At 37.3% G+C, this 22,516-nt stretch carries 27 protein-coding genes and 1 other annotated feature; of the genes, 3 read left to right on the top strand and 24 right to left on the bottom strand.

The genetic code is table 11. The features are described from left to right. Positions 1-6 precede the first annotated feature (6 nt). From AC3WVA_RS11115 to AC3WVA_RS11015, 21 genes are all read right to left on the bottom strand, one after another. A complete protein-coding gene (locus AC3WVA_RS11115) occupies positions 7-978 on the bottom strand; it encodes a 2-hydroxyacid dehydrogenase family protein (protein ID WP_048526887.1) in 972 nt (323 codons plus the stop codon). Positions 979-1,122: 144 nt separating this feature from the next. Continuing rightward, positions 1,123-1,290: a YozQ family protein gene (locus AC3WVA_RS11110; RefSeq protein ID WP_001118881.1), complete on the bottom strand. Its 168-nt coding sequence runs from the start codon at positions 1,288-1,290 to the stop codon at positions 1,123-1,125. Positions 1,291-1,358: 68 nt separating this feature from the next. Continuing rightward, the gene (locus AC3WVA_RS11105; RefSeq protein WP_048526885.1) at positions 1,359-2,378 is read right to left on the bottom strand and encodes a histidinol phosphate phosphatase domain-containing protein; all 1,020 of its coding nucleotides are present in this window, start codon (positions 2,376-2,378) and stop codon (positions 1,359-1,361) included. A gap of 12 nt (positions 2,379-2,390) precedes the next feature. After that, positions 2,391-2,714 carry a phosphoribosyl-ATP pyrophosphatase gene (gene hisI, locus AC3WVA_RS11100; RefSeq protein WP_048526883.1) on the bottom strand — a complete coding sequence of 108 codons (324 nt, stop codon included), beginning with the start codon at positions 2,712-2,714 and terminating at the stop codon, positions 2,391-2,393. Between the two features lie 10 nt (positions 2,715-2,724). Next, positions 2,725-3,030: a phosphoribosyl-AMP cyclohydrolase gene (hisI, locus tag AC3WVA_RS11095; protein WP_048526879.1), complete on the bottom strand. Its 306-nt coding sequence runs from the start codon at positions 3,028-3,030 to the stop codon at positions 2,725-2,727. Beyond that, the gene (gene hisF / locus AC3WVA_RS11090) at positions 3,027-3,785 is read right to left on the bottom strand and encodes an imidazoleglycerol phosphate synthase cyclase subunit (RefSeq protein ID WP_098347296.1); all 759 of its coding nucleotides are present in this window, start codon (positions 3,783-3,785) and stop codon (positions 3,027-3,029) included. The genes hisI (AC3WVA_RS11095) and hisF overlap by 4 nt, the downstream gene beginning before the upstream one ends. Next, positions 3,779-4,498 (bottom strand): 1-(5-phosphoribosyl)-5-[(5-phosphoribosylamino)methylideneamino]imidazole-4-carboxamide isomerase, encoded by a 720-nt coding sequence (gene hisA / locus AC3WVA_RS11085; protein WP_048526876.1) that lies wholly within the window; start codon positions 4,496-4,498, stop codon positions 3,779-3,781. Before hisA ends, hisF begins: the two co-directional genes overlap by 7 nt. Then, on the bottom strand, positions 4,471-5,100 hold the full coding sequence (hisH, locus tag AC3WVA_RS11080; RefSeq protein ID WP_098347297.1) for an imidazole glycerol phosphate synthase subunit HisH: 630 nt from the start codon (positions 5,098-5,100) through the stop codon (positions 4,471-4,473). Before hisH ends, hisA begins: the two co-directional genes overlap by 28 nt. Continuing rightward, on the bottom strand, positions 5,101-5,685 hold the full coding sequence (gene hisB, locus AC3WVA_RS11075) for an imidazoleglycerol-phosphate dehydratase HisB (protein ID WP_098347298.1): 585 nt from the start codon (positions 5,683-5,685) through the stop codon (positions 5,101-5,103). After that, entirely contained in the window at positions 5,685-6,974 is a 1,290-nt protein-coding gene (hisD, locus tag AC3WVA_RS11070) for a histidinol dehydrogenase (RefSeq protein ID WP_071757536.1), read from the bottom strand. Before hisD ends, hisB begins: the two co-directional genes overlap by 1 nt. A gap of 10 nt (positions 6,975-6,984) precedes the next feature. Then, on the bottom strand, positions 6,985-7,620 hold the full coding sequence (hisG, locus tag AC3WVA_RS11065; RefSeq protein ID WP_048526868.1) for an ATP phosphoribosyltransferase: 636 nt from the start codon (positions 7,618-7,620) through the stop codon (positions 6,985-6,987). Then, positions 7,596-8,858: an ATP phosphoribosyltransferase regulatory subunit gene (hisZ, locus tag AC3WVA_RS11060; protein WP_098347299.1), complete on the bottom strand. Its 1,263-nt coding sequence runs from the start codon at positions 8,856-8,858 to the stop codon at positions 7,596-7,598. Before hisZ ends, hisG begins: the two co-directional genes overlap by 25 nt. Positions 8,859-9,168: 310 nt before the next feature. Further along, on the bottom strand, positions 9,169-9,750 hold the full coding sequence (gene leuD / locus AC3WVA_RS11055) for a 3-isopropylmalate dehydratase small subunit (protein WP_048526864.1): 582 nt from the start codon (positions 9,748-9,750) through the stop codon (positions 9,169-9,171). Next, positions 9,728-11,122 (bottom strand): 3-isopropylmalate dehydratase large subunit, encoded by a 1,395-nt coding sequence (gene leuC / locus AC3WVA_RS11050; protein ID WP_048526862.1) that lies wholly within the window; start codon positions 11,120-11,122, stop codon positions 9,728-9,730. Before leuC ends, leuD begins: the two co-directional genes overlap by 23 nt. Further along, complete coding sequence (leuB, locus tag AC3WVA_RS11045) at positions 11,122-12,186, bottom strand: 3-isopropylmalate dehydrogenase (protein ID WP_071757538.1); 1,065 nt, start codon at positions 12,184-12,186, stop codon at positions 11,122-11,124. Before leuB ends, leuC begins: the two co-directional genes overlap by 1 nt. Positions 12,187-12,262: 76 nt before the next feature. Then, positions 12,263-13,783 carry a 2-isopropylmalate synthase gene (leuA, locus tag AC3WVA_RS11040; RefSeq protein WP_098347301.1) on the bottom strand — a complete coding sequence of 507 codons (1,521 nt, stop codon included), beginning with the start codon at positions 13,781-13,783 and terminating at the stop codon, positions 12,263-12,265. Position 13,784: 1 nt separating this feature from the next. Further along, entirely contained in the window at positions 13,785-14,795 is a 1,011-nt protein-coding gene (gene ilvC, locus AC3WVA_RS11035; protein ID WP_098347302.1) for a ketol-acid reductoisomerase, read from the bottom strand. A 26-nt stretch (positions 14,796-14,821) separates the two neighbouring features. After that, positions 14,822-15,331, bottom strand: a complete 510-nt coding sequence (gene ilvN / locus AC3WVA_RS11030) for an acetolactate synthase small subunit (protein ID WP_166689579.1) — start codon at positions 15,329-15,331, stop codon at positions 14,822-14,824. Further along, positions 15,328-17,028 (bottom strand): acetolactate synthase large subunit, encoded by a 1,701-nt coding sequence (ilvB, locus tag AC3WVA_RS11025; protein ID WP_098520784.1) that lies wholly within the window; start codon positions 17,026-17,028, stop codon positions 15,328-15,330. Before ilvB ends, ilvN begins: the two co-directional genes overlap by 4 nt. Before the next feature lie 73 nt (positions 17,029-17,101). Further along, positions 17,102-17,329 (bottom strand) — a binding site (T-box leader). Positions 17,330-17,345: 16 nt separating this feature from the next. Continuing rightward, complete coding sequence (gene ilvE / locus AC3WVA_RS11020) at positions 17,346-18,242, bottom strand: branched-chain-amino-acid transaminase (protein WP_001005497.1); 897 nt, start codon at positions 18,240-18,242, stop codon at positions 17,346-17,348. Between the two features lie 141 nt (positions 18,243-18,383). Beyond that, positions 18,384-18,599: a hypothetical protein gene (locus AC3WVA_RS11015; protein ID WP_048526854.1), complete on the bottom strand. Its 216-nt coding sequence runs from the start codon at positions 18,597-18,599 to the stop codon at positions 18,384-18,386. Positions 18,600-18,658: 59 nt separating this feature from the next. Between AC3WVA_RS11015 and AC3WVA_RS11010 the strand changes: the two genes are divergently transcribed. Beyond that, positions 18,659-18,898, top strand: a complete 240-nt coding sequence (locus tag AC3WVA_RS11010) for a DUF3911 family protein (RefSeq protein ID WP_098347306.1) — start codon at positions 18,659-18,661, stop codon at positions 18,896-18,898. 125 nt (positions 18,899-19,023) lie between these two features. Next, positions 19,024-19,263, top strand: a complete 240-nt coding sequence (locus tag AC3WVA_RS11005) for a YkuS family protein (protein ID WP_048526850.1) — start codon at positions 19,024-19,026, stop codon at positions 19,261-19,263. A gap of 365 nt (positions 19,264-19,628) precedes the next feature. Here the strand turns inward: AC3WVA_RS11005 and AC3WVA_RS11000 are convergent, their stop codons facing one another. After that, positions 19,629-19,718: a hypothetical protein gene (locus tag AC3WVA_RS11000; RefSeq protein WP_000608225.1), complete on the bottom strand. Its 90-nt coding sequence runs from the start codon at positions 19,716-19,718 to the stop codon at positions 19,629-19,631. Positions 19,719-19,826: 108 nt separating this feature from the next. After that, positions 19,827-20,294 (bottom strand): GerW family sporulation protein, encoded by a 468-nt coding sequence (gene ytfJ / locus AC3WVA_RS10995; protein WP_098347307.1) that lies wholly within the window; start codon positions 20,292-20,294, stop codon positions 19,827-19,829. Between the two features lie 113 nt (positions 20,295-20,407). Here ytfJ and AC3WVA_RS10990 point away from each other — a divergent pair, with 113 nt between their 5' ends. Then, positions 20,408-20,800, top strand: a complete 393-nt coding sequence (locus AC3WVA_RS10990; protein WP_002020776.1) for an imidazole glycerol phosphate synthase — start codon at positions 20,408-20,410, stop codon at positions 20,798-20,800. Between the two features lie 33 nt (positions 20,801-20,833). Here AC3WVA_RS10990 and AC3WVA_RS10985 read toward each other — a convergent pair whose 3' ends face one another. Further along, positions 20,834-22,177, bottom strand: a complete 1,344-nt coding sequence (locus AC3WVA_RS10985) for a TrkH family potassium uptake protein (protein ID WP_048526846.1) — start codon at positions 22,175-22,177, stop codon at positions 20,834-20,836. Positions 22,178-22,516 lie beyond the last annotated feature (339 nt).

The following is a 22,516-nucleotide window of genomic DNA, read 5'->3' as shown; positions in this document are numbered from 1 at the left end:
TTCTTTTTATTTTGTAACGAATACTTTTTGATTTACAGGTGTTACAGGCTCTTCACCGTTTAATACGGATAAAATATTTCTTACTGCCATTTCCGCCATCGCATCACGCGTTTCGAATGTTGCATTTCCTACGTGAGGAGCGAGTACTACATTCTTTAATCCTTTTAGCTCTTCCGTAATTTTCGGTTCAAATTCAAACACATCAAGAGCTGCCCCTTCAATTTCATTCGTTTTTAATGCATGAGCAAGTGCTGCTTCATGCATTATTGGCCCACGTGAAGCATTTATAATATACGCTGTTTTCTTCATCATTTTGAACTGTTCTTCATCAATCATATGATGCAATTTCGGATTATACGCACAGTTAATTGTAATAAAGTCTGCCGTTTGTAATAATTCTTCCAATGTTACATATGTTGCTTCCAGTCCACTTTCAGCTTCAGGCTTTCGGTTTGGTCCTGTATATAAAACATTCATTCCAAACGCTTTCGCACGCTTTGCAACTGCCTTTCCGATTTCTCCAAGGCCAATAATTCCAATTGTCTTCCCATGTACTTCGCGGCCTAAGAAAAATAACGGTGCCCATCCGTTAAATCCAGTTGTACGACATAACGTATCACCTTCAGGAATTCTACGTGCAGCTGCTAAAAGAAGTGCAAATGTTAATTCAGCTGTCGCTTCTGTTGATACTTTCGGTGTATTCGTTACCGAAATCCCTTTTTCTCCAGCGTACGTGTAATCAATATTATCGTAACCAGCACCATAGTTTGCAACAATCTTTAAATGAGGTGCCGCATCAATCACTTCTTTTGTCACCTTTGTAGAAAGTAGGCTTAACAATGCATCTTTATCTTTTACACGCTCTGTTAATTCATCTAAAGAAATTAACGCCTCTTTATCGTACATTTCTACATCATGATCCTTTAATAGTTCTAATCCGATTGCTGGAATTTTCCCTGCTACTAATATTTTTGCCACTACTAACACCTCTTCTATAGAAAATAAGATAGCTCTTATCTTTCATTGTAAGAAATCCACATATAAAAACCAAGGAATTTGATTATAGTTTTGTAAATCGACACTTTTCCATGAAAAAAGAGGAGATGCAAGTCTCCCCTCTTCTTATGCTTTCTCTTGTGATTCTTTTCCAAGCTTCACATCGATCGTTCCTTCTGCAACTGTATCACTAATTTGTTCCTCAATAACGGATTGAGATGTAGCATTCGTTTCAGAAGTATAGGCTTGTTGCTGTGCACCTTGTACATTTTGTTTATTTTGTTGTTTCGCCATTTCTTTACCCTCCTTTTTATTCTTTCTTATTTTGAACAAAAAGGTGGGTTTTCATCAAAAAATCATGATCATTTTAAAATTGTAACTTCTTCTTCAAACAATCTCATCGTTCTTACTCGTTTCGTAAATGTAGCTACATGCGAAATACCATGATTGCGTAACGTCTTTATATTCTCTTCCACATATTTCCCTAAATGATTCGGATAATGAGCATCTGAAGAGAGTGTAATCGGGACCCCGTGCTTAGCTAATACTTGTAAATACAGTGGACTCGGGCACATCTCGCGCACAGGGTAGCGATAGTACAATCCCGCATTTATTTCCGTTGCTGTATTTGTTTCTACTAACGCACGCGCAATTCCCTTATAATAAGAGAGTTGTTCATTCTCATCTAGCCGGTAATTAAATACTTTTATGTTATCAAGATGAGCTATTATATCAAATAACTCAGAACGAACTGCACACTCCACTGTTTTGAAAAACGTATCATATAAAGCATATAAGTCATGTTCCTTAAAATATTCTTTCGTATCTGGATTATCAAATCCCCATCCATTTAAAAAATGAACAGAACCAATTACATAATCAAAATCTCCTAATGCGAGTAAAGATTGTAATTGTTGTTCACCACCAACAAAATAATCGGCTTCAATTCCAAGTTTAAGCGTAACACCTCTTTTACTCCACCGTTCTTTTGCCTCTTCAATTGCCTTTATAAAATCATGTAGTGACGCTACCCTTACTTGGTCTAACCATTCCTTCTGTAAACGCCCAAGCCTCGAATCACTAATATCGACATATCTTTCATAGTATTCTTTCGCTTCATAAAAACGGTATAAATGATCGACAATCCCAACTTCTTTTATTCCTTTTCGCAAAGCTTCTTCTAAATATAAATCAATCCATTTCGTTGTAAATGGCCCTTCTTTCACACGTCTTTGCAGGCGTTCTTGTGTTTTCACAAGCCATTCCATAGAATGTTTTTCTTCTTTAAGCGGTTCATAATGTTGCAGTGCTTCATTTACTTTAGCTAGCCATCCTATTGAATACGGCCCTTCTTCTAAATGAATGTGATAATCCACTTTCATACATATTCCCCCTTATAATGTATCTATTTCTCTTCTGTCCCCTACTCTCGAAAGCTTCCCATTTCTTTCTGTTACTTCCTCCATAATATCTTCTAATGATATATTTTTTTCGGCTAATAAAACGAAGCAGTGATACAGTACATCAACCATTTCTTTCACTAACTCTTTTTTATCATTATTTTTAGATGCGATAATTACTTCCGTACATTCCTCACCAATTTTCTTTAAAATTTTATCTTCTCCTTTTGAAAACAAGTAATTTGTATATGATTGAGGTAGTGGATTTCTCTTTCGTTCTTCAATTGTTTTAAATAGTAATGTAAAGGCGTTTTCCATATGTATCCCCCTATATAATTTTGTAGTGAAAACATGTCTTCTCTCCCGTATGACAAGCAGGTCCCACTTGCTTAACGACGACAACAATTGAATCTTGATCACAATCTAAATAAAGAGATTGCACAGATTGGATATTTCCTGATGTTTTTCCTTTATTCCATAACGACCTTCTTGAACGAGAATAAAACCACGTTCTTTTCGTCTCTAGCGTTTTTTCATATGCTTCTTCATTCATATAAGCTAACATTAAAACTTCTTTTGTACCTTCTTCAATTACGACTGCTGGTAGTAGTCCTTTTGAAAAGTTAGGTTTCATAACCGCACCCCAACATTTGCATTTCTTAATTTTCTCTTTACGTCCTGCACTGTCGCCTCACCATAATGAAAGATGGATGCCGCTAAAGCTGCATCAACTGTTGTCTTTTGAAAAACTTCTATAATGTGATCAGCATGACCACATCCGCCTGACGCAATGACTGGTACGGAAACACTTCTTGAAATTTCTTCTGTTAAGTGAAGGTCATATCCGTTTTTCGTTCCATCTGCATCCATACTCGTTAATAAAATTTCGCCTGCTCCTAGCTCAGTAACACGCTTTGCCCACCAGATTGCATCCATTCCCGTATCAACTCTTCCGCCGTTCACATATACATTCCACTTACCTTCTGCTACTTTTCTAGCATCAATTGCGACAACGATACATTGTGAGCCAAAGTGTTCTGCCCCTTCTTTGATTAACTTCGGATTTCGCACTGCCGCTGAGTTAATTGAAACTTTATCTGCTCCAACTCTTAGTAAATTGTACATATCTTTAACACTTGAAATCCCCCCTCCAACTGTAAGAGGAATAAATACTTTTGAAGCCGTTTTTTCTACAACATCTATAATCGTTTTTCGTCCTTCATGCGTTGCCGTAATATCTAAAAATACTATTTCATCTGCTCCCGCCTCGTTATATAAAGCGGCTATTTCAACAGGATCACCGACGTCTTGTAACCCTATAAAATTTACACCTTTTACGACTCGCCCTTCTTTCACATCTAGACAAGGAATAATTCGTTTCGCTAACATAACTTTGTTACCTCTAATACTTCTTCTAAATCAATCGTTTTCTCATAAAGAGCCTTACCAATTATGACGCCGTATATATTCATATCATTTAACTTTTTCACATCTTGAATAGATGCCACTCCTCCAGAAGCAATAAGACGAATAGAAACGCTTTTTTGTAGTAACTCCAATTGCTCTATATTCGGCCCTGCAAGCGTCCCGTCTTTCGAAATGTCTGTAAACACAATCGTTTGAACACCTACATTTTCCATTTGCTTCGCTAAATCAATGTAAGAAATTTCAGACACATCAAGCCAACCTCTCGTTGCTACGAAACCATTTTTCGCATCAATGCCAACAATGATTTTTTCTTTATATAGAAGAACTGCTTCTTCTAAAAATGCCTTATCATAAAGAGCGGCTGTTCCTAAAATCACTTTGTCTACCCCTGCTGACAATAGCTTCTCTACCGCTATAAGCGATCGAATTCCTCCTCCAACTTGCACTGGAATTCGTACCGCCTTACAAATTCGTTCAATGACGGACAAGTTTAACGACTCGCCAGCAACTGCACCATCTAAATCAACAATGTGCAACCTTTTTGCTCCAAACTTTTCAAATATAATCGCTTGCGCAATCGGGTCTTCATTCATTACTGTTTCTTTACTAAACTCTCCTTGATAAAGTCTAACGCAGCGGCCCTCTTTTAAATCGATAGCTGGGAAGATTTCCATGCTTCTACCACTCCTTTGAAATTTTTCAACATTTGCATTCCTATGTCACCACTTTTTTCAGGATGAAACTGTGCGCCATATATACTTCCTTTTGCTACAAAACCAGGTACGTTCACTCCATATTCACTTATTCCATACACAATTTCATTTGGACAATCTGCGTAATAAGAATGGACATAATATACGAAAGAACCGTCCTCTACTCCATTCCAAAGTGCTGTTTCTCCCTCTTTCTTTAACTCATTCCATCCCATATGTGGAATTTTATAAGGAACCTTTAACTTTCTAATAACACCTGGCAATAAACTTAATCCGTTACAGTCTTGTAGTTCCTCACTTTTTTCAAATAAAAGCTGCATTCCTAAGCAAATGCCTAGAAGCGGTTTTCCTGAACGTCCGACTTCTTTTAACACACTCACTAAATTTTTTTCTTCCAATACATTCATCGCTTTTGGAAATGCACCTACTCCTGGTAAAATTACTCCATCACTTCTAAGGATTTCTTCTTTCTCACTCGTTATGATATACGCTGCTCCAATATGCTTTAATGCTTGTTCTACACTACGAATATTTCCCATTCCATAATCTATAATGGCAATCAATTACAACATCCCTTTCGTTGAATTTACACCAGTAATGTTGGCATTTCTTTCGACTGCTTCTCTAAGCGCTCTACCAAACGCTTTAAATAATGCTTCAATTTTGTGATGTGTATTGCTTCCGTATAAGATGCGAGCATGTAATGTAATATTGGCAGCATGAGCAACTGCTCTAAAAAACTCTTCCGTTAGTTCTGTATCAAAATCCCCTAGCTTCGGATTTGTTAGTTCTCCTTGAAATACAATATACGAGCGTCCGCTTATATCAATTGCAACAAAACCTAAAGACTCATCCATCGGTACATATGCGGAGCCGTAACGGTTAATCCCCTCTTTACTTTGCAATGCTTCTTTCAAACAATTTCCGAGTACAATTCCAACATCTTCAACTGTATGATGCGCATCAACATATACATCGCCTTCCGCCTCCACTTGCAAACCGAATCTTCCATGCCTTGCAAATAAAGTTAGCATATGATCAAAAAATCCAACTCCCGTTTGTATAGAAACGTCCTTTCCTTCATCAAGCTGCAAACTTAATTTTATTTTTGTTTCTGTCGTCTCACGTATTTGACTAGCTTCTCGCATCATTCTTCCTCCTCAAATCTTATTTGAATTGCTCTCGCATGCGCATATAACCCTTCTTTATTGGCAAGTTCTACAATATGATGTTGTACATCTCTTAACGCTTCCTCTGTATAAGACAAGAAGCTTGATTTTTTCACGAAATCATCAACTGATAACGGCGAGAAAAACCTTGCCGTTCCACTTGTCGGTAACACGTGATTCGGCCCTGCTAAATAATCACCGAGTGGTTCTGGTGCATATGGTCCAAGAAAGATTGACCCTGCATGTTTCACATAAGCTAGTGCATTCATCGGTTCTTTTATATGTAACTCTAAATGTTCCGGGGCGATTTCATTCGATAATTGTAGTGCCTCATCTAAAGAAGGAACGATAAAAACAGCTCCATTTCTATTTATCGATTTACGTGCAATTTCGCTTCTTGGTAATGTTTCTAACTGTCTTTCTATCTCTTTTTCTACCTCTTTTGCTAACTCTATATTCGTTGTAATACAAATTGCTGTTGCTCTCTCGTCATGTTCTGCTTGTGATAATAAATCAGCAGCAATATATTTTGCATTTCCTGTTTCATCAGCGATAACTACAATTTCTGACGGTCCGGCAATCATATCAATATTCACTACTCCGTATACTTCTCGTTTCGCCAAAGCAACGTACAAATTTCCCGGTCCAACTATTTTATCCACTTTCGGAATCGATTCCGTCCCGTATGCTAATGCAGCAATTGCTTGCGCGCCACCTATCGTATAAATTTCATTTACTCCTGCAAGGCCTGCAGCAACTAAAATATGTGGATCAATTCCTCCTTCTCTCGGCGGTGTTACCATTACAATCTTTTTCACACCAGCGAGTTTTGCTGGCAATACATTCATTAATACCGACGAAGGATATGAAGCAGTTCCGCCTGGCACGTATACTCCTACATTCTCTAACGGCCGAATGATTTGTCCTCTAATGATGCCTTCACTCTCGCAATCGAATATAGATTGCCTTTTTTGCTTTTCATGATACGAAATAATATTTTTCTTCGCCTCTTGTAACGCTTCTAAAAATGAACTCTCGACAAACATACTCGCTTGTTTTATCTCTTCTTCACTTACGCGAAATTCTTTAACCTTTACACCATCAAACTTTTTTGTATAAAAAGACAGAGCCTCATCCCTACTCTCCCTTACATTTTGAACGATTTCACTTACACTTCTTTGAACAGTTTCTTCTATTATATTAGCGTTTTCTCTTAGCAATTTTATTTTCGATAACGCCTCTTTGAAATCTTCATAAACGACTTCCATTTTAATCCCCCTATTTTCCTGATAAAATTTCTTGTTCCATCATATTTATAATACTGAATATTTCGTCTTTTTTAGTTTTTAATGCAGCCTTATTTACAATCATTCGAGCGGATATAGAACACATTTCTTCAAATACAATGAGCCCGTTTTCTTGTAATGTTTTTCCTGTTTCAACAATATCAACAATCGCATCTGCCAATCCAAGAATAGGCGCAATTTCTACCGAACCTTCTATTTTTATAATTTCTACATCTTCTCCTTTATCATGAAAATAGTTAGAAGTAATATGTGGATATTTCGTCGCAATACGTTTCTTCCGGTAGCTCTTCGCGTTATAAGTAGGAATAGAAGCAACACAAAACTTACACACACCTACTCCTAAATCCAACATTTCATAAATATCTTTCTCATTTTCCATTAAAACATCTTTTCCAACGACTCCAATATCAGCTACTCCATGTTCCACATAAGTAGCAACATCTACTGCTTTCACTAAAATAAATGAGATATCTGTATTTTTACTTTGAAAGACAAGCTTTCGTCCTTTATTTTTGAGTTCTGAACAATCAATTCCAATTTGCTCAAAGAGCGGAATAACATGTTTTTCTAATCGTCCTTTCGTTAACGCAATTTGAATGTTACGCATGAAGTTTCTCCTTCTTTCTGGACTACCCATTTTTCTTTCCACACATATTCCACTAATGATTCGTTTTTTGCCTCAACGACCGTTCCGATTTGATTTTTTCTTGCAAATTGAAAGGTGTCATTTACATTAGAGAATAAAGATAGCTCTACTTTTTTTCCGTCCTTTTGAAGTAAACTACGTAATCGTTCCGCTTCTGCTAATCTATTTAACTCATAATGAATTATCATATCTATTCTCTTTCGTTCATATGGCTCTTGTTGCTCTTGTAGCGCCTTCACAATTTGATTGACTTGCACCGCGAGTCCGACAGCCGGCCGCATTTCTCCAAAATTTCCAATTAACTCATCATATCTTCCGCCACTAACAATTTCTTCCCCAATTTCATATATATACCCTTTGAAAATAACGCCTGTATAATAATCCAGATGTTGAATCATCCCTAAATCAATTGATATGTAAGATCCATAGCCTAGTTTTTCAATCGCTTCATATATTTCTTTCACTCTTGCAATAGCCATTCTCATTTCATTACTTGAGGCGAGTTTTTCTGCTTCCTCAATCACTTCTAAATTCCCAAATAGCCTTGGTAATTTCTCCAGCAATCTGACTGTTTCATCACATCGATCTAATTTCTTTTCTCTAATAAAATTTGATAGAGCAGCATAATTTTTACTTTCAATATACGTTCTAAGTACTCTCTCTTCTTCCTCATGAATAGAGAGCTTTTTTACAATACATTTATATAACTGTACTTGCCCAATCTCTATTGTAAAAGATTGCACTTTTAACTTTTGAAGTGATTGAATGACGCTTATAACACATTCAATTTCCGCTCTTACATTATCAATCCCAATAATTTCAATACCACTTTGTACAATCTCATTATATTTTCCAGTGAGAGACTCATTCGCTCGAAATACATTCCCGCTATACGTCACTTTAAGTGGCATATCACATCTCTGCGTTCCAATCACTCTCGCTAAAGGAATTGTCATATCAGGACGCAATACGATAATCCTTCCTTTTTCATCAAAAAATTTATACATCTTTTCTTCATCTATCGGTCTATTTTGAAAGGCAAACACATCATAAAATTCTATTGTTGGTGTCCTTATTTCTTCATAACCTCTCTCTAAAAAAGTACGCCTTAATTTTTGCTCCACTTCTTCAATTAACGTACATTCTTCGAATAAATAATCTCTCGTTCCATTTGGGTTTGCACGCTTCCATTTTGTCATCTAAATTCTCACGCCTTTCCCTTTCTACTATATGTCTATTTCATGCACCTAAACCGAAAATAAAAAGAGCCTTGTAGATAAAATATACCTACAAGGCTCTTTCGTAGCGTGTAGGTACAACGGGAATAACCCTTGCACCTACACGTTTTCACGCTAGGTTCAAGGGCTTTATGTATGATGATGTAGTTGTGTAAGCATTTTAATAGATTGCATTGTTTTCATAATACTTACTCCCTTTCTCCTCTAATTTTTACATAGTATATAATACTTAATTCTAAATGTAAATAGATTTCGAACATTCCGTTATTTTTTAATATAAAGCTCTTTCCCTTTCATATCCTACAATTTCTTGTTCATATTGCATTGTAATACTAATTTCATCTAGTCCATTTAATAATTTCTCTTTCCACATTTTCTCGATTGTAAAATGAAACCTGTTCGTACTCGTTGTAATGACTTCATTCTCTAAATCTACTTCTATCTGTTCTCTCGCATCTGTTTTGGCAAGTTGTTCCCGCATTTCTTTATCCATTACAATTGGTAACATACCATTCTTCATACAATTCATATAAAAAATATCTGCAAACCCACCAGCAATAATAGTGCGGAAACCATAATCAGCAAGCGCCCACGGAGCATGTTCTCTTGAAGAACCGCAACCAAAATTATCACCTGTAATTAATATACTTGCTCCTTTTCTATCTAGTGCATTAAGTGGAAAATTAGGGTTTTCATGGCGGTTATTATCATAACGCCATTCATCGAATAAATATTTTCCAAATCCCGTCCTTTCAATTCTCTTTAAATATTGCTTCGGAATAATTTGATCTGTATCAATGTTATCATTCATCAGTACTGCGGCAGTACCTTTATGAATACGAAATGGCTCCATCATAACTCTCCTTTCTAGTATCAACAAAATGACCATATAACGCAGCTGCTGCCGCCATTGCTGGGCTAACTAAATGTGTTCGTGCTCCTTTTCCTTGTCTCCCTTCAAAATTTCGATTTGAAGTGGAAGCACAATGTTCTCCTTCAGGTACTTGATCTGGATTCATTCCAAGACACATGGAACATCCAGGTTCTCTCCATTCAAATCCTGCTTCTTCAAATATGCGATGTAGTCCTTTTTGCATCGCTGCTTCCCTTACTCTTTTCGATCCAGGCACAACGAGTGCTCGCACACCTTCTTTTACCTTTTTCCCTTTCACAACAGATGCAGCAATTTCTAAATCAGAAAGCCTGGAATTTGTACAGGATCCAATGAAGACATGCTGAACTGGAATATCATACGTGCTTTGTCCAGGGCTTAATCCCATATAAGAAAATGCTCTTTCGTCATTTACATCATGCTTTTCTGGCAACCTTTCATCAATACGAACACCCATACTCGGATTTGTTCCCCACGTAACGTACGGTGCTAAATCCGTAACGTCAATTAAAATATGTAAATCATACATTGCGTCTACATCTGTATAAAGTTCAGACCATTTTTTCTCGAAAGTTTCATAGTCTTTCGGTGCATATTTACGCCCTTTTACGTAAGCAAATGTTTTTTCATCCGGCGCGATAATACCTGCTTTTGCTCCTCCTTCAATTGCCATATTGCAAAGCGTCATTCTCTCTTCCATTTCCATAGATTCAATCGTCTCTCCGTAAAATTCCATTACGTATCCAGTTCCAACTGCTACACCGTACTTTGAAAGGAGATGCAAAATAATATCTTTTGCATAAACACCTTTCTGTAATTTTCCTTTTAACTCAATGCCCATCGCTTTCGGTTTACGTTGCCATAACGTTTGCGTTGCCAATACATGTTCCACTTCACTCGTACCAATGCCGAATGCTAGCGCACCAAACGCACCGTGCGTTGCTGTATGACTATCACCACAAACTATTGTTTTGCCTGGCTGCGTAAGCCCGAGTTCTGGTCCAATAACATGAACGATCCCTTGCTCTTCATCTCCGATATCCGCTAATGGCACCTGAAATTGTTTACAATTTTCCCGAAGTGTATCTAGTTGCTGCTTCGCAATGCGATCAGTAATATTCCAAACATCTTTCGTTGGGATATTATGATCCATCGTTGCGAATGTTAAATCTGGTCTACGGACCGTTCGATTTGTAAGCCGCAAGCCTTCAAAGGCTTGCGGTGACGTTACTTCGTGAACAAGGTGCAGATCGATATATAATAAATCCAATCCATTTTCGTTTGTCGTAACTACGTGTCTTTCCCAAAGTTTATCTAGCAACCTTTTCCCCATTATCTTCCTCTCCCTACTAACGCTTGCTCTTCCATTTCTTGCATAACTGCCTTCGTAAATGAAGTTGTCGTTTCAGTCCCGCCGATATCGGCTGTACATTTTCCTGATTTAAGGACTGCTGAAATGGCTTCTTCAATTGCACACCCTTCTCTCGTTAATCCGAACGATTGCCCAAGCATCATTGCAACAGAGCGCATCATGGCAATTGGATTCGCCTTATTTTTCCCGGCAATATCTGGCGCTGATCCGTGAATAGGCTCGTATAATGAAGGTCCCTTTTCCGCGTGACTTGCTGATGGAAGCATTCCTAATGATCCAGCTAATACGGAAGCTTCGTCGCTCAAAATATCTCCAAATAAATTTTCCGTTACAATTACATCAAACCGCCCTGGATTCCGAATTAATTCCATCGCAGCAGCATCTACTAAAATATGTTCTAGTTCAACGTCTGGATAACGAAGTGCTACTTCTTCTGTCACATTTCTCCATAATTTACTAGACTCTAAAACATTCGCCTTATCAATCGATGTTACTTTTTTCTTCCGCTTACTTGCTAGTTGAAAAGCATACGAAACGATACGTTCAATTTCATGGCGATGATACGTAAGTGTATCTGTTGCTACTTCATCCGTTCGTTCTTTCGGATAAGAAAAATAAATTCCACCTGTTAACTCACGAACGACAACGAAATCAATTTCATCAGCCTTCTTTAATGGCGATAAATGGGCCGTTGCGCTTTCTACTGTTACAGGGCGAACGTTCGCAAATACACCAAGCCCTTTTCTTAAAGCTAATAATCCTTTCTCTGGTCTTTCTTTCGCACCATCCCACCTTGGTCCACCAACCGCTCCTAGTAATACCGCATCACTTGCTAAACAGGCGGCAAGCGTCCGTTGTGGTAATGGTTGCCCATTTAAATCGATAGCACTCCCGCCAAAGTACTCATCTTGCAAATGAAAATGATGACCATATAGCCTTTCTACCATATGCAATACTTCCTTCGCACTTTCCATAACTTCCGGTCCAACACCATCACCAGCTAAACAAACGATACGTTTTTCCAATTTCAACACTCCTTTAACTGAATTTTCAGAACTTAAATTTGATAGGTGAGAATAGCTCCTCTCACCTATCAAAAACTTATTTCACAAGCTGGATAAAAGATTTCAATTTCCCCGCTGCGTGGACATATGCTCTCGCCGACGCTTCCAATACATCTTGCGCAACACCAAAACCTGATACTTGATGCGTCCCTTCTTTTAATTCAACATGTACATGAGCCAGTGCATCTTGACCTTGTGTAATAGATTGTATGCGATAATCTGCCAATTCGCATTCTAATCCTAAAATTCTTTGGATTGCATTATAAATCGCTTCAATACTACCAGAACCAGTAGCTGCATCTTTGTATACATTTCCTTCTTCATCTTTTAATACAACTGTCGCGCATTGTGTACTATTTGATACGAAATGTACTTGCAGTTGCGTAATGGTATATTGCTGAGCCGCAAATGCTGCTTCTCCAAGCATAAGTGCACGTAAATCTTCCTCCGTAATTTCCTTCTTACGATCAGCTAATTTTTTAAACGCTTCAAACACCGCATCTCTTTCTTCCGTTGTAAATTCATAGCCAAGCTCTTTCATTTTTTCTGTAAACGCGTGACGGCCAGAATGTTTTCCAAGTACAAATAAGTTTTGAGATTCGCCTACTAACTCCGGTTCAATAATTTCATATGTTGTCACTTCTTTTAGAACACCGTCTTGATGAATTCCTGACTCATGAGCGAACGCATTTGCTCCAACGATCGCTTTATTTTTCGGTACAACCATACCTGTTAATCTACTTACTAATGTACTCGTCGCTTTAATTTCTTTTAGCGTCATAGAAGACTCCGCTTTATAGAAATCTTTTCTAATATGAAGAGCAACTGCGACTTCTTCTAGCGCTGCATTCCCTGCTCTTTCTCCAATTCCATTAATGGTTCCTTCTACTTGCAACGCTCCTCCTTCAACCGCAGCTAACGAATTTGCTACAGCCATCCCAAGATCATCGTGACAATGACAAGAGAAAATTGCTTTTTCATACGAAGGAACAGATTCTTGTAAGTATTTAAAAAGAGAATAATATTCTTCTGGATTCGTATATCCAACTGTATCTGGAATATTAATTACATTCGCTCCTGCACGAATCGCAACTTCTACTGCTTCAGCTAAAAAATCCCTTGCTGTTCTTGTCGCATCTTCTGCAGAAAATTGTACTGTCGGAAATAATGATTTACCGAGTGTAACCGAGCGGTGAATGCTATCTAATACATCTTCTTTTGACATACAAAGTTTATATTTCATATGAATATCACTCGTAGCTAAAAATACGTGTAAACGAGGATATACAGCACCTTTCACCGCTTCATATGCTCTTCGAATATCACTTTCTTTCGCCCTAGCTAAACTCATAACTGTAGCATTTTGAATCGTATTTGCGATGCGTTTTACCGATTGAAAATCCCCTTCGGAAGCTGCTGCAAAGCCAGCTTCCATGACATGAATCCCTAGTCTCTCTAATTGCCTTGCGATCTGCAATTTCTCTTGTTCATTTAAATTCACTCCTGGTGATTGTTCGCCATCACGTAGCGTCGTATCCATGAACAAAATTTTCTTCATATTACTTAACCCCTGCCTTTACTCGCGGTTGTACGAAAGGCATCATTTCACGTAATTTACGTCCAACTACTTCAATTTCATGTTCATTTTCTTTCTCATTTGTCGCATGGAAATTTGGTTTCCCTGCTTTATGCTCTGCAATCCATCCTCTTGCAAATGTACCATCTTGAATTTCTGCTAGCACTGCCCCCATCGCTTTCTTCGTATCTTCCGTTACAACTCGTGGTCCTGATACGAAGTCGCCCCACTGCGCTGTATCTGAAACTGAGTATCTCATATTTTCAAGTCCACCTTCATACATAAGGTCAACGATTAGTTTTAGTTCATGTAAACATTCAAAATATGCAAGTTCCGGCTGATATCCGGCATCAACTAACGTTTCAAATCCAGCTTTTACTAGCGCAGTTACTCCTCCGCAAAGTACAGCTTGCTCTCCAAATAAATCTGTTTCCGTTTCTTCTTTAAATGTCGTTTCTAGTACACCAGCTCTCGTCGCTCCAATTCCATCAGCATAAGAAAGTGCCTTTTCAGTCGCAACTCCTGTTGCATCTTGATATACTGCAAATAATGCAGGAACAGCTCCGCCTTCCGCAAATGTACGGCGCACAAGATGACCTGGACCTTTTGGTGCTACTAGAAATACATCTACATTCACTGGTGGTTTCACTTGATCAAAGTGAACGTTAAATCCGTGTGCAAAAACGAGAGAATTTCCTGCCTTTAAATTTGGCGCAATTTCCGCTTCATATACTTCGGGCTGCAGTTCATCCGGTAGTAAAATCATTACTACATCAGCCTGCTTTGCCGCTTCTGCTACTGTATATACAGAAAATCCATCTTCTTTCGCTTTATCCCAAGACTTCCCTTTTCTTAAACCTACTATTACATCAAATCCATTATCACGTAAATTTTGCGCATGCGCATGACCTTGCGAGCCGTATCCGATGATTGCTACTCTCTTTTCTTTTAATACATTTACCGTTACATCTTTCTCATAATAAACTTTTGCCATTTTCATTTCCCCCTATATTTAAATGATTATTGAATTAACATCACTTGCTTATCTTGCTTCTTCATACTGCGTGTAAATGCTGTTACACCTGTTCTAGCGATTTCTTTCAAACCGTATGGACGAAGTAATTCAATTAATGCCTCTACTTTCTCCTGCGTACCAGTTACTTGCACAACTATGGAATCCTTCCCAACATCTATTACAGTGGCTCGAAACGGCTCAATTAAACTATATAATTCTGCTCTTGCTACTGATGTTGCAACTTTAATAAGTGCAAGTTCTCTTGCGATCATCGCTTCTTCTGTAATATCTGATACTTTCAGAACATCAATTTGCTTATGAAGTTGTTTAATTAACTGCTCTACTTGCTGTTCATTTTCAACGTGTACAACAATCGTCATCCGCGATATGTCCGATGATTCTGTATGACCTACTGAAATGCTTTCAATATTAAAATGTCTTCGTGTCATAACACCTGTAATTCGGTTTAACACACCGCTTTGATTTCGAACTGTCGCTATAACAATTCTCTTCACCTTTTTTCCACTCCCTCCATTTGGTGAACACCTTTCCCTGGGGCAACCATCGGCATTACCTTTTCTGATTGAAGGACACGGCAATCAATTACGACCGGTTCTTGTAATTCAATCGCATGCTGTATTTGCTTCTTTGCAAGAAGTGGATCATCTATACGAACTCCTTTTATACCATACGCATTCGCAAGAGCAACGAAATCTGGTTGACACGATAGTAAAGAGTGCGAATATCTTTTGTTATAAAATTCATCTTGCCATTGTCTAACCATTCCTAAAGCTTCATTATTTAAAATAAATACTTTAACAGGTAAAGAGTGTTCTTTTAATACACTTAATTCTTGCAGCGTCATTTGAAATCCAGCGTCACCGACAATTGCAATAACTAGTTCTTCAGGCTTTGCAATTTGCGCACCAATTGCTGCTGGAAATCCGAATCCCATCGTCCCTAATCCTCCTGAAGTTACCCATTTATCTGGAGTTTTCAGCGGATAATATTGGGCTGCCCACATTTGATGTTGCCCAACATCTGTTGTTACAATCGCTTCTCCCTTCGTAATTTCATATAACATATCAATTGCATATTGAGGCTTAATACTTTCAGAGTTTCTTTTATAAGAGAATGGATATTGTTCTTTTCTCCCCTTTAATAAAGTGATCCATTCATGATGATTTTCTTTTCCCCCTTCTGGTTCAAGTAATACTTCCAATGCCCGCTTAGCACTTGCAACAATAGGAATTTCAGTCGGCACATTTTTTCCGATTTCTGCTGGGTCGATATCGATATGTGCGACAGTCGCTCCTTTAGCAAAATAAGCTAAATTTCCAGTAAGTCGATCATCAAATCTCGCGCCTACATTAATGAGTAAGTCGCATTCATATAACGCCATATTGGCTGTGTAAGAACCGTGCATTCCTCCCATCCCTAGAAAAAGTTCATCATCTGGCGGAAAGCCACCAAGACCAAGTAATGTATGCACAACAGGAATTTCATATTTACGCGCAAAACTTGTTAACTCTTTTGATGCTTTCGCATGCAATACACCTGCTCCAGCTAAAATTAACGGCTTATTTGCAGCACGAATTGCTTGTGATAATTTGTTTATTTGGAGTAGATTCGGTTCATAATTTGGGTTGTATCCTGGTAAATCCATTTGCACATTATTACATCGTTCTCCTTGCTCTACTACCATATCTTTCGGAAGATCGATCACGACTGGTCCTGGTCTTCCTGTTCTAGCAATATGAAATGCTTCTTTAATAATTCGAGGTAAATCTGAAGCCTTTCGCACTTGATAGTTATGTTTTGTTACCGGCATCGTAAGCCCCATAATATCAGCTTCTTGGAAAGCATCACTTCCAATTAACGTTGTTGCTACTTGCCCTGTAAATACAACAAGCGGTAACGAATCAATCATGGCATCTGCAAGACCCGTAATTACATTTGTAGCACCTGGCCCACTCGTTGCAATGACAACCCCTGGATTTCCAGTAATTCTGGCATATCCTTCAGCAGCGTGAATCGCCCCTTGCTCATGCCTTGTTAAAATATGCGGAATTTCACAGTCATAGAGTGCGTCATAAAGAGGTAAAACAGCACCACCAGGATAACCGAAAATCACTTCTACTCCTTCCTTTTCTAGCGCTTCTAACAATAGCTGTGCACCAGTTGCCAGTTTCTCTTCCGTTTTTGAAGACATTGTTCTTATAAGCCCCCTTTTTGAAAACATTTATCAATAAAAAAAATCCTACGTCCACACTCCAGCTATGTGCTGAAGGGACGAAAGATTTCGCGGTACCACCCTTCTTTGCAAGAATACTCTTGCCTCAGTGACCCATAAATGAGTCTAGCTAATAACGGAGCTACCGTCTAAGCCTAGACAAATGCTTCAGCTTAGCACTCAAGGGCGATGTTCGTCGACGTGAACCATCGGTTTTCAGCAACCACCGACTCTCTGTGAGGCTTCACAATCAACTACTCCTCCCTCTCAACGCTTTCTTATGTTATAAAAAGTTGTTATCCAACTTTATTTTCTTCGTAAATCTTCTCTCCATCTTCTATAACTAACTTTCGGAATTCTTCTAATAAACGATTCGTATGTGGACCCGTTTGCCCTAAACCAATCGTTCTACCATCTACTGTCGTAACAGCAATTACTTCAGCTGCTGTTCCTGTTAAAAATACTTCATCGGCTACATATACATCATGTCTTGTAAATAACTCTTCTCTAACGTCATATCCAAGTTTTTCACCAATCTCTAAAATAGCGTTTCGTGTAATACCTTCTAACGCTCCAGCAGAACTTGGTGGTGTAATTAATTTATTTCCTTTTACAATAAACACGTTATCCCCTGATCCTTCAGCTACATATCCTTGATCATTTAACATAAGCGCTTCTTGTACTCCAGCCAATTTCGCTTCGATGCGAACTAAAATATTGTTTAAGTAATTTAAAGATTTTACTTGAGGCGACAATACATCTGGACGGTTTCGGCGCGTTGCAACTGTTACAACTGGAATCCCTTTTTCATAATATTCTTGCGGGAATAAAGATAGTTGCTCTGCAATTACTACTACATTCGGTTTCTTACAAGAATCAGGATCTAATCCAAGATTTCCTGCTCCTCTCGATACAACTAGGCGAATGTATCCATTAGATAATTTATTTTGTCGAATCGTCTCAACAACAATATTCGTTACTTCATCTAAAGAATATGGAATTTCTAACATGATGGATTTTGCTGATTCATATAACCGGACAAGATGCTCTCTCAAACGGAAGACATTACCGCTATAAACTCGAATCCCTTCAAATACTCCATCTCCATATAAATAACCATGATCATATACTGAAACTTTTGCCTCGTCTTTTGGAACAAATTCTCCATTTAAGAAAATCCATTGCTCGTTCACTGGAAAGCGCCTCCTATGTTCTATGAATTTTTTATTGTTTCCTAGTTTACTCTCCTTTCTAAATAAATCAAGATAATTTTTAGAAAATTTATAATTTTTAATCGTACGTACATCTTTGATTATATTGATTTAACAGCATTGTTAACGTTTACAAAAAGTCAAAAAATTTTTTTCGCCAATTTTCACTAAAAAAAATATTTGTTTAAAAGAAGGATTTTCATCAATTGATACGAATCTATTGTATTCAATAAACGGACGTCCGTTTTTATAAATTCGGGAATATACAACGACTTTTGCTGAAAAAGGGGGAAAATAATAAAAATAACGCTGTCTAAAAATAACATTCATACTTTTCATTTCGGAATCATAATCCTATTTTTAAAAAACAATTTGTCAAAATGAAGGAGGAAATCAATATGGCGTGTGTACAAATTAAAGGAACGAGACAAGAAGTAGTAGAAATGCTTCAACTATTTGATCTAATGGATACGAAAGGTTTTTGTAAATTCGATAACTATGTAGAGGTAGAACCAAATCATAAAGATCATAATAACTTTATTGCTTCAATCGATATCCATTCAAATACTTCTTCTACTCAAGACACTTTAAACGATCAATTCGTAAGTCAAATGCTTACTGGTGTATATAACGACTAAATATAGTGATACTTTAATCAAACTATCCGTAAATAGCAGATAAATATATGTTTCCTACCATCTTTGCATAAATATATGCGATGTACTTGAGCATACTAGCAACTAGATGGTAGGAGGTGAGAATTATGGCTAGAATTGGCGTTGAAAACTCATTAACAGATGTTCAGCAAGCCCTTCAGCAACAAGGACATGAAATTGTTACCCTTAACTCCGAACAGGATGCACAAGGATGCGATTGTTGTGTTGTAACTGGGCAAGATTCCAATATGATGGGGATTGCAGATGCATCAATTAAAGGATCGGTAATTACAGCTCACGGTTTAACAACAGATGAAATTTGTCAGCAAGTTGAGAGCCGCACTTAAATTTCATATATAAAAAGAAAGAGGACTCCTTTTGAAAAGGAGTCCTCTTTTTTATATTCACCTAACGGGAAAGTAACATATATACTGGATGAAAGCCCTACCTCTCTCTCATCATTACGGTTCCACTGACCGCTCCTTGATTCACTAGTATACATATAAAGCTTACAAGCACAATTTATAGGGTTTGTTCACAAAAGTTGTTGGTAAAATTACCCGATCTTTCGCAAACTTTTCGTATTGTATTCATAAGAGTTATTTACTTTACACTAGCTGTAACCGAGACACGAATTAAAATTTTAACACCAATACAATAACTTGTCAACATTTTTTACAAATTAAAAACAGACAGTAACGGTTTGTCTGTTTTAGAATGGAGCCTTTTCTTTTATTACATATACAACAAAGCCGCTTACTAACATACATAAGCCAACTACTAAGTTTTTGATATTAATCATAAATTCCTCTCCCTTATTCCACACATCATATATATTTAAAGTTCAATTATTCCGATCATCCTAAAGCGCACTTTTTCTAATATATCATAATTCCTAAAAAATGCAAGTTCACTTTTGACGATTATTTACAAATTTATCTACAGTGCCTGGTACAGTATTTAAAGCCTTCTCAATTAAATGTGTGCTACTATTGAGGTGCAGTACTTGCACACCGTTAGAACCAACTACTAAAAAAGCAACTGGACTAATAGAAACCCCAGCCCCGCTCCCGCCTCCAAATGGATGACTCTGTTTGTGCTCTTTATGTTGCCCTTGTCCGTTCTTATGTTTTTCAGAAATAAAATCACCTTTAAAGTCACTTCCGCCAGCTCCAAAACCGAAAGCTACTTGAGATACTGTTAATACTACATTTCCGTCAGCCGTTGAAACCGGACTTCCAACAATTGTATTTACATCTACCATCTCTTTTAAATTTGTCATTGCTGTTTTCATTAAATTTTCAATTGGATGTTCCATTATGTATTGCACCCTTTCCTCATTATTCTTTTTTATACTTTCCAAAATAGAGGAAGTCATACTAACTTTTCCTATTTCAAAAAAAACAATTTCCACCTTTTAAATGGATATGACTCCCTGTACATACTCGGATAAAAAGGAAAAAGAGATACATACTACTACTGAACCTTGTTATGAAAGGAGTCATGACTTTGACTGAGAAATTTGATGAGTACAAAAAAAGAGATAGAATAGATAGTGATTATAGTGACTATAAAGAAGAATATGCAGCTGAGGTTGCACCACAGCGCATTGATTATGATTACGACGAGAAGGATCATAAAGATGATGTAAGATCATCCGCCGCTGGATCAACTGCTGGCTTTATCGCTCTTGCCTTATCTATCTTATCACTCTTTACCTTCCCAACATTATTTGGTCTTGTTTCTGTATTACTAGGTATTTACGCTTATAATCGCGGAGCTACTGTAACTGGTGGTATCGCTGCAATCGTCGGCGGAATTGCAGCACTCATTGCAATTTTATTCCGAGTAGCGCTTATCGGATTATTGTTCTCCCTTTTTTAAAAAGAAAAAGGTATCTCGCTTATGCGGGATACCTTATCCTGTAAATACATCTTCCGATGGATATTTAATTTTTTGTTTTGCTGGTCGCGCTAAAGAAAAGACAAGTGTTAACGGACCAATTAATCCGCAAAACATAACAAACATAATAATACATTTTCCAAACGCTGATAACTTTGCAGTAATCCCCATCGTTAATCCTACTGTACCAAATGCTGAAATTGTTTCAAATAATAACTGAATAAAACTAAAGTCTTCTGTAAGCATTAATACAAATACCGCTGCAAAAATGAGTATTTGACTTGCAACAGCAATCGCTAACGCCCTCGTTACTGTCGACATTTTTATTGTGCGCTGAAATAATACGATTTCCTCTTTCTTTCTAAAGAAAGAAAGGACAGATGTAACTAAAATAACAAACGTTGTTAATTTAATCCCTCCACCTGTTGATACACTTCCTGCACCAATAAACATTAAAACCATTGTAAATAATATAGATGATTCTTCCATTCCCCCGTAGTCAACTGTATTAAATCCAGCAGTACGAGGAGTAATACCTTGGAAGAAAGAAGCCCATAACTTTTCATTTAAAGGTAAATTTCCTAACGTCTTCACATTATTATATTCCAATACAAAAATCACAATCATTGCTATCACATTTAGCGCTACTGTTCCAACAATCATGATTTTGGAATGAAGTGATAATTTTCGAAAACTACGGCTATACCATATATCAATTAATACAGTAAAACCGAGACCACCTATTACAATTAAAGAACAAATCCCAATATTAATAATAGGATCCCCTACATACCTTGTTAAATTATCTGGCCATAGAGCAAATCCAGCATTATTATAAGATGCAATAACGTGAAAAATACTATAGTATACACCTTTTCCAAAGCCAAACTCTGGAATAAAGCGAAACGATAAAAAGATGACCCCAATAAGCTCAATACAAATTGAAAATATAAAGACACGTTTTACTAATTTTACGAGACCACCTATATTCGTCTGATTAAATGCCTCTCCAATTAATAAGCGATGGCGTAATCCGATTTTTTTGCCTAATACCCAAACAATTAAAATGGCAATTGTCATAAGACCTAGACCGCCTGTTTGAATTAAAAACATAATTACAATTTCGCCAAACATCGTAAACGTACTTGCAGTATCTACTACTCCCAATCCCGTTACAGTTGCTGCTGACGTTGCCGTAAAGAAAGCATCTACCCAACTAATATGTACTTTCGTTGCAAATGGTAACTTTAACAACAAACCGCCGACCACAATTAAGCAGAAAAAACCTAATGCTAATATTTGTGGTGGATTTAATCGTATAAGACGATTATACAGCCCTTGTCTTTTTGTTACTTCCATATTCACTAACTCCCTTTTTCCCCTTATAAATAAAAGCTTATAAGAAATCTTAAACAGCGGGATAAACCTTATATTCTTATAATATAGTTGAGCATAATCCTTTTTTTCATAGTTTTCAACTTTTATTTATACTGGAACTTCATTTCATTTATGAAAAGGCACTTTCTATTACATTTTTTCTTACTCTACAACTCTTGTAATAATTATTTTATATGTATCGTTTCTCAGATTCTCATATCTTTCACTCTATGTTCACACCAAGGTCACATCCACCTTTTATAGTATATGTATCGAAGTTGTTCCTCCCTAATTTATAAGACATTCCCCAGTGTCTTGAAC

It is taken from the genome of Bacillus sp. EB106-04-02-XG92, from assembly GCF_058791995.1.
The sequence above is the reverse complement of the archived record's forward strand: the minus strand, read 5'-3'. Positions and strand labels throughout refer to the sequence as shown.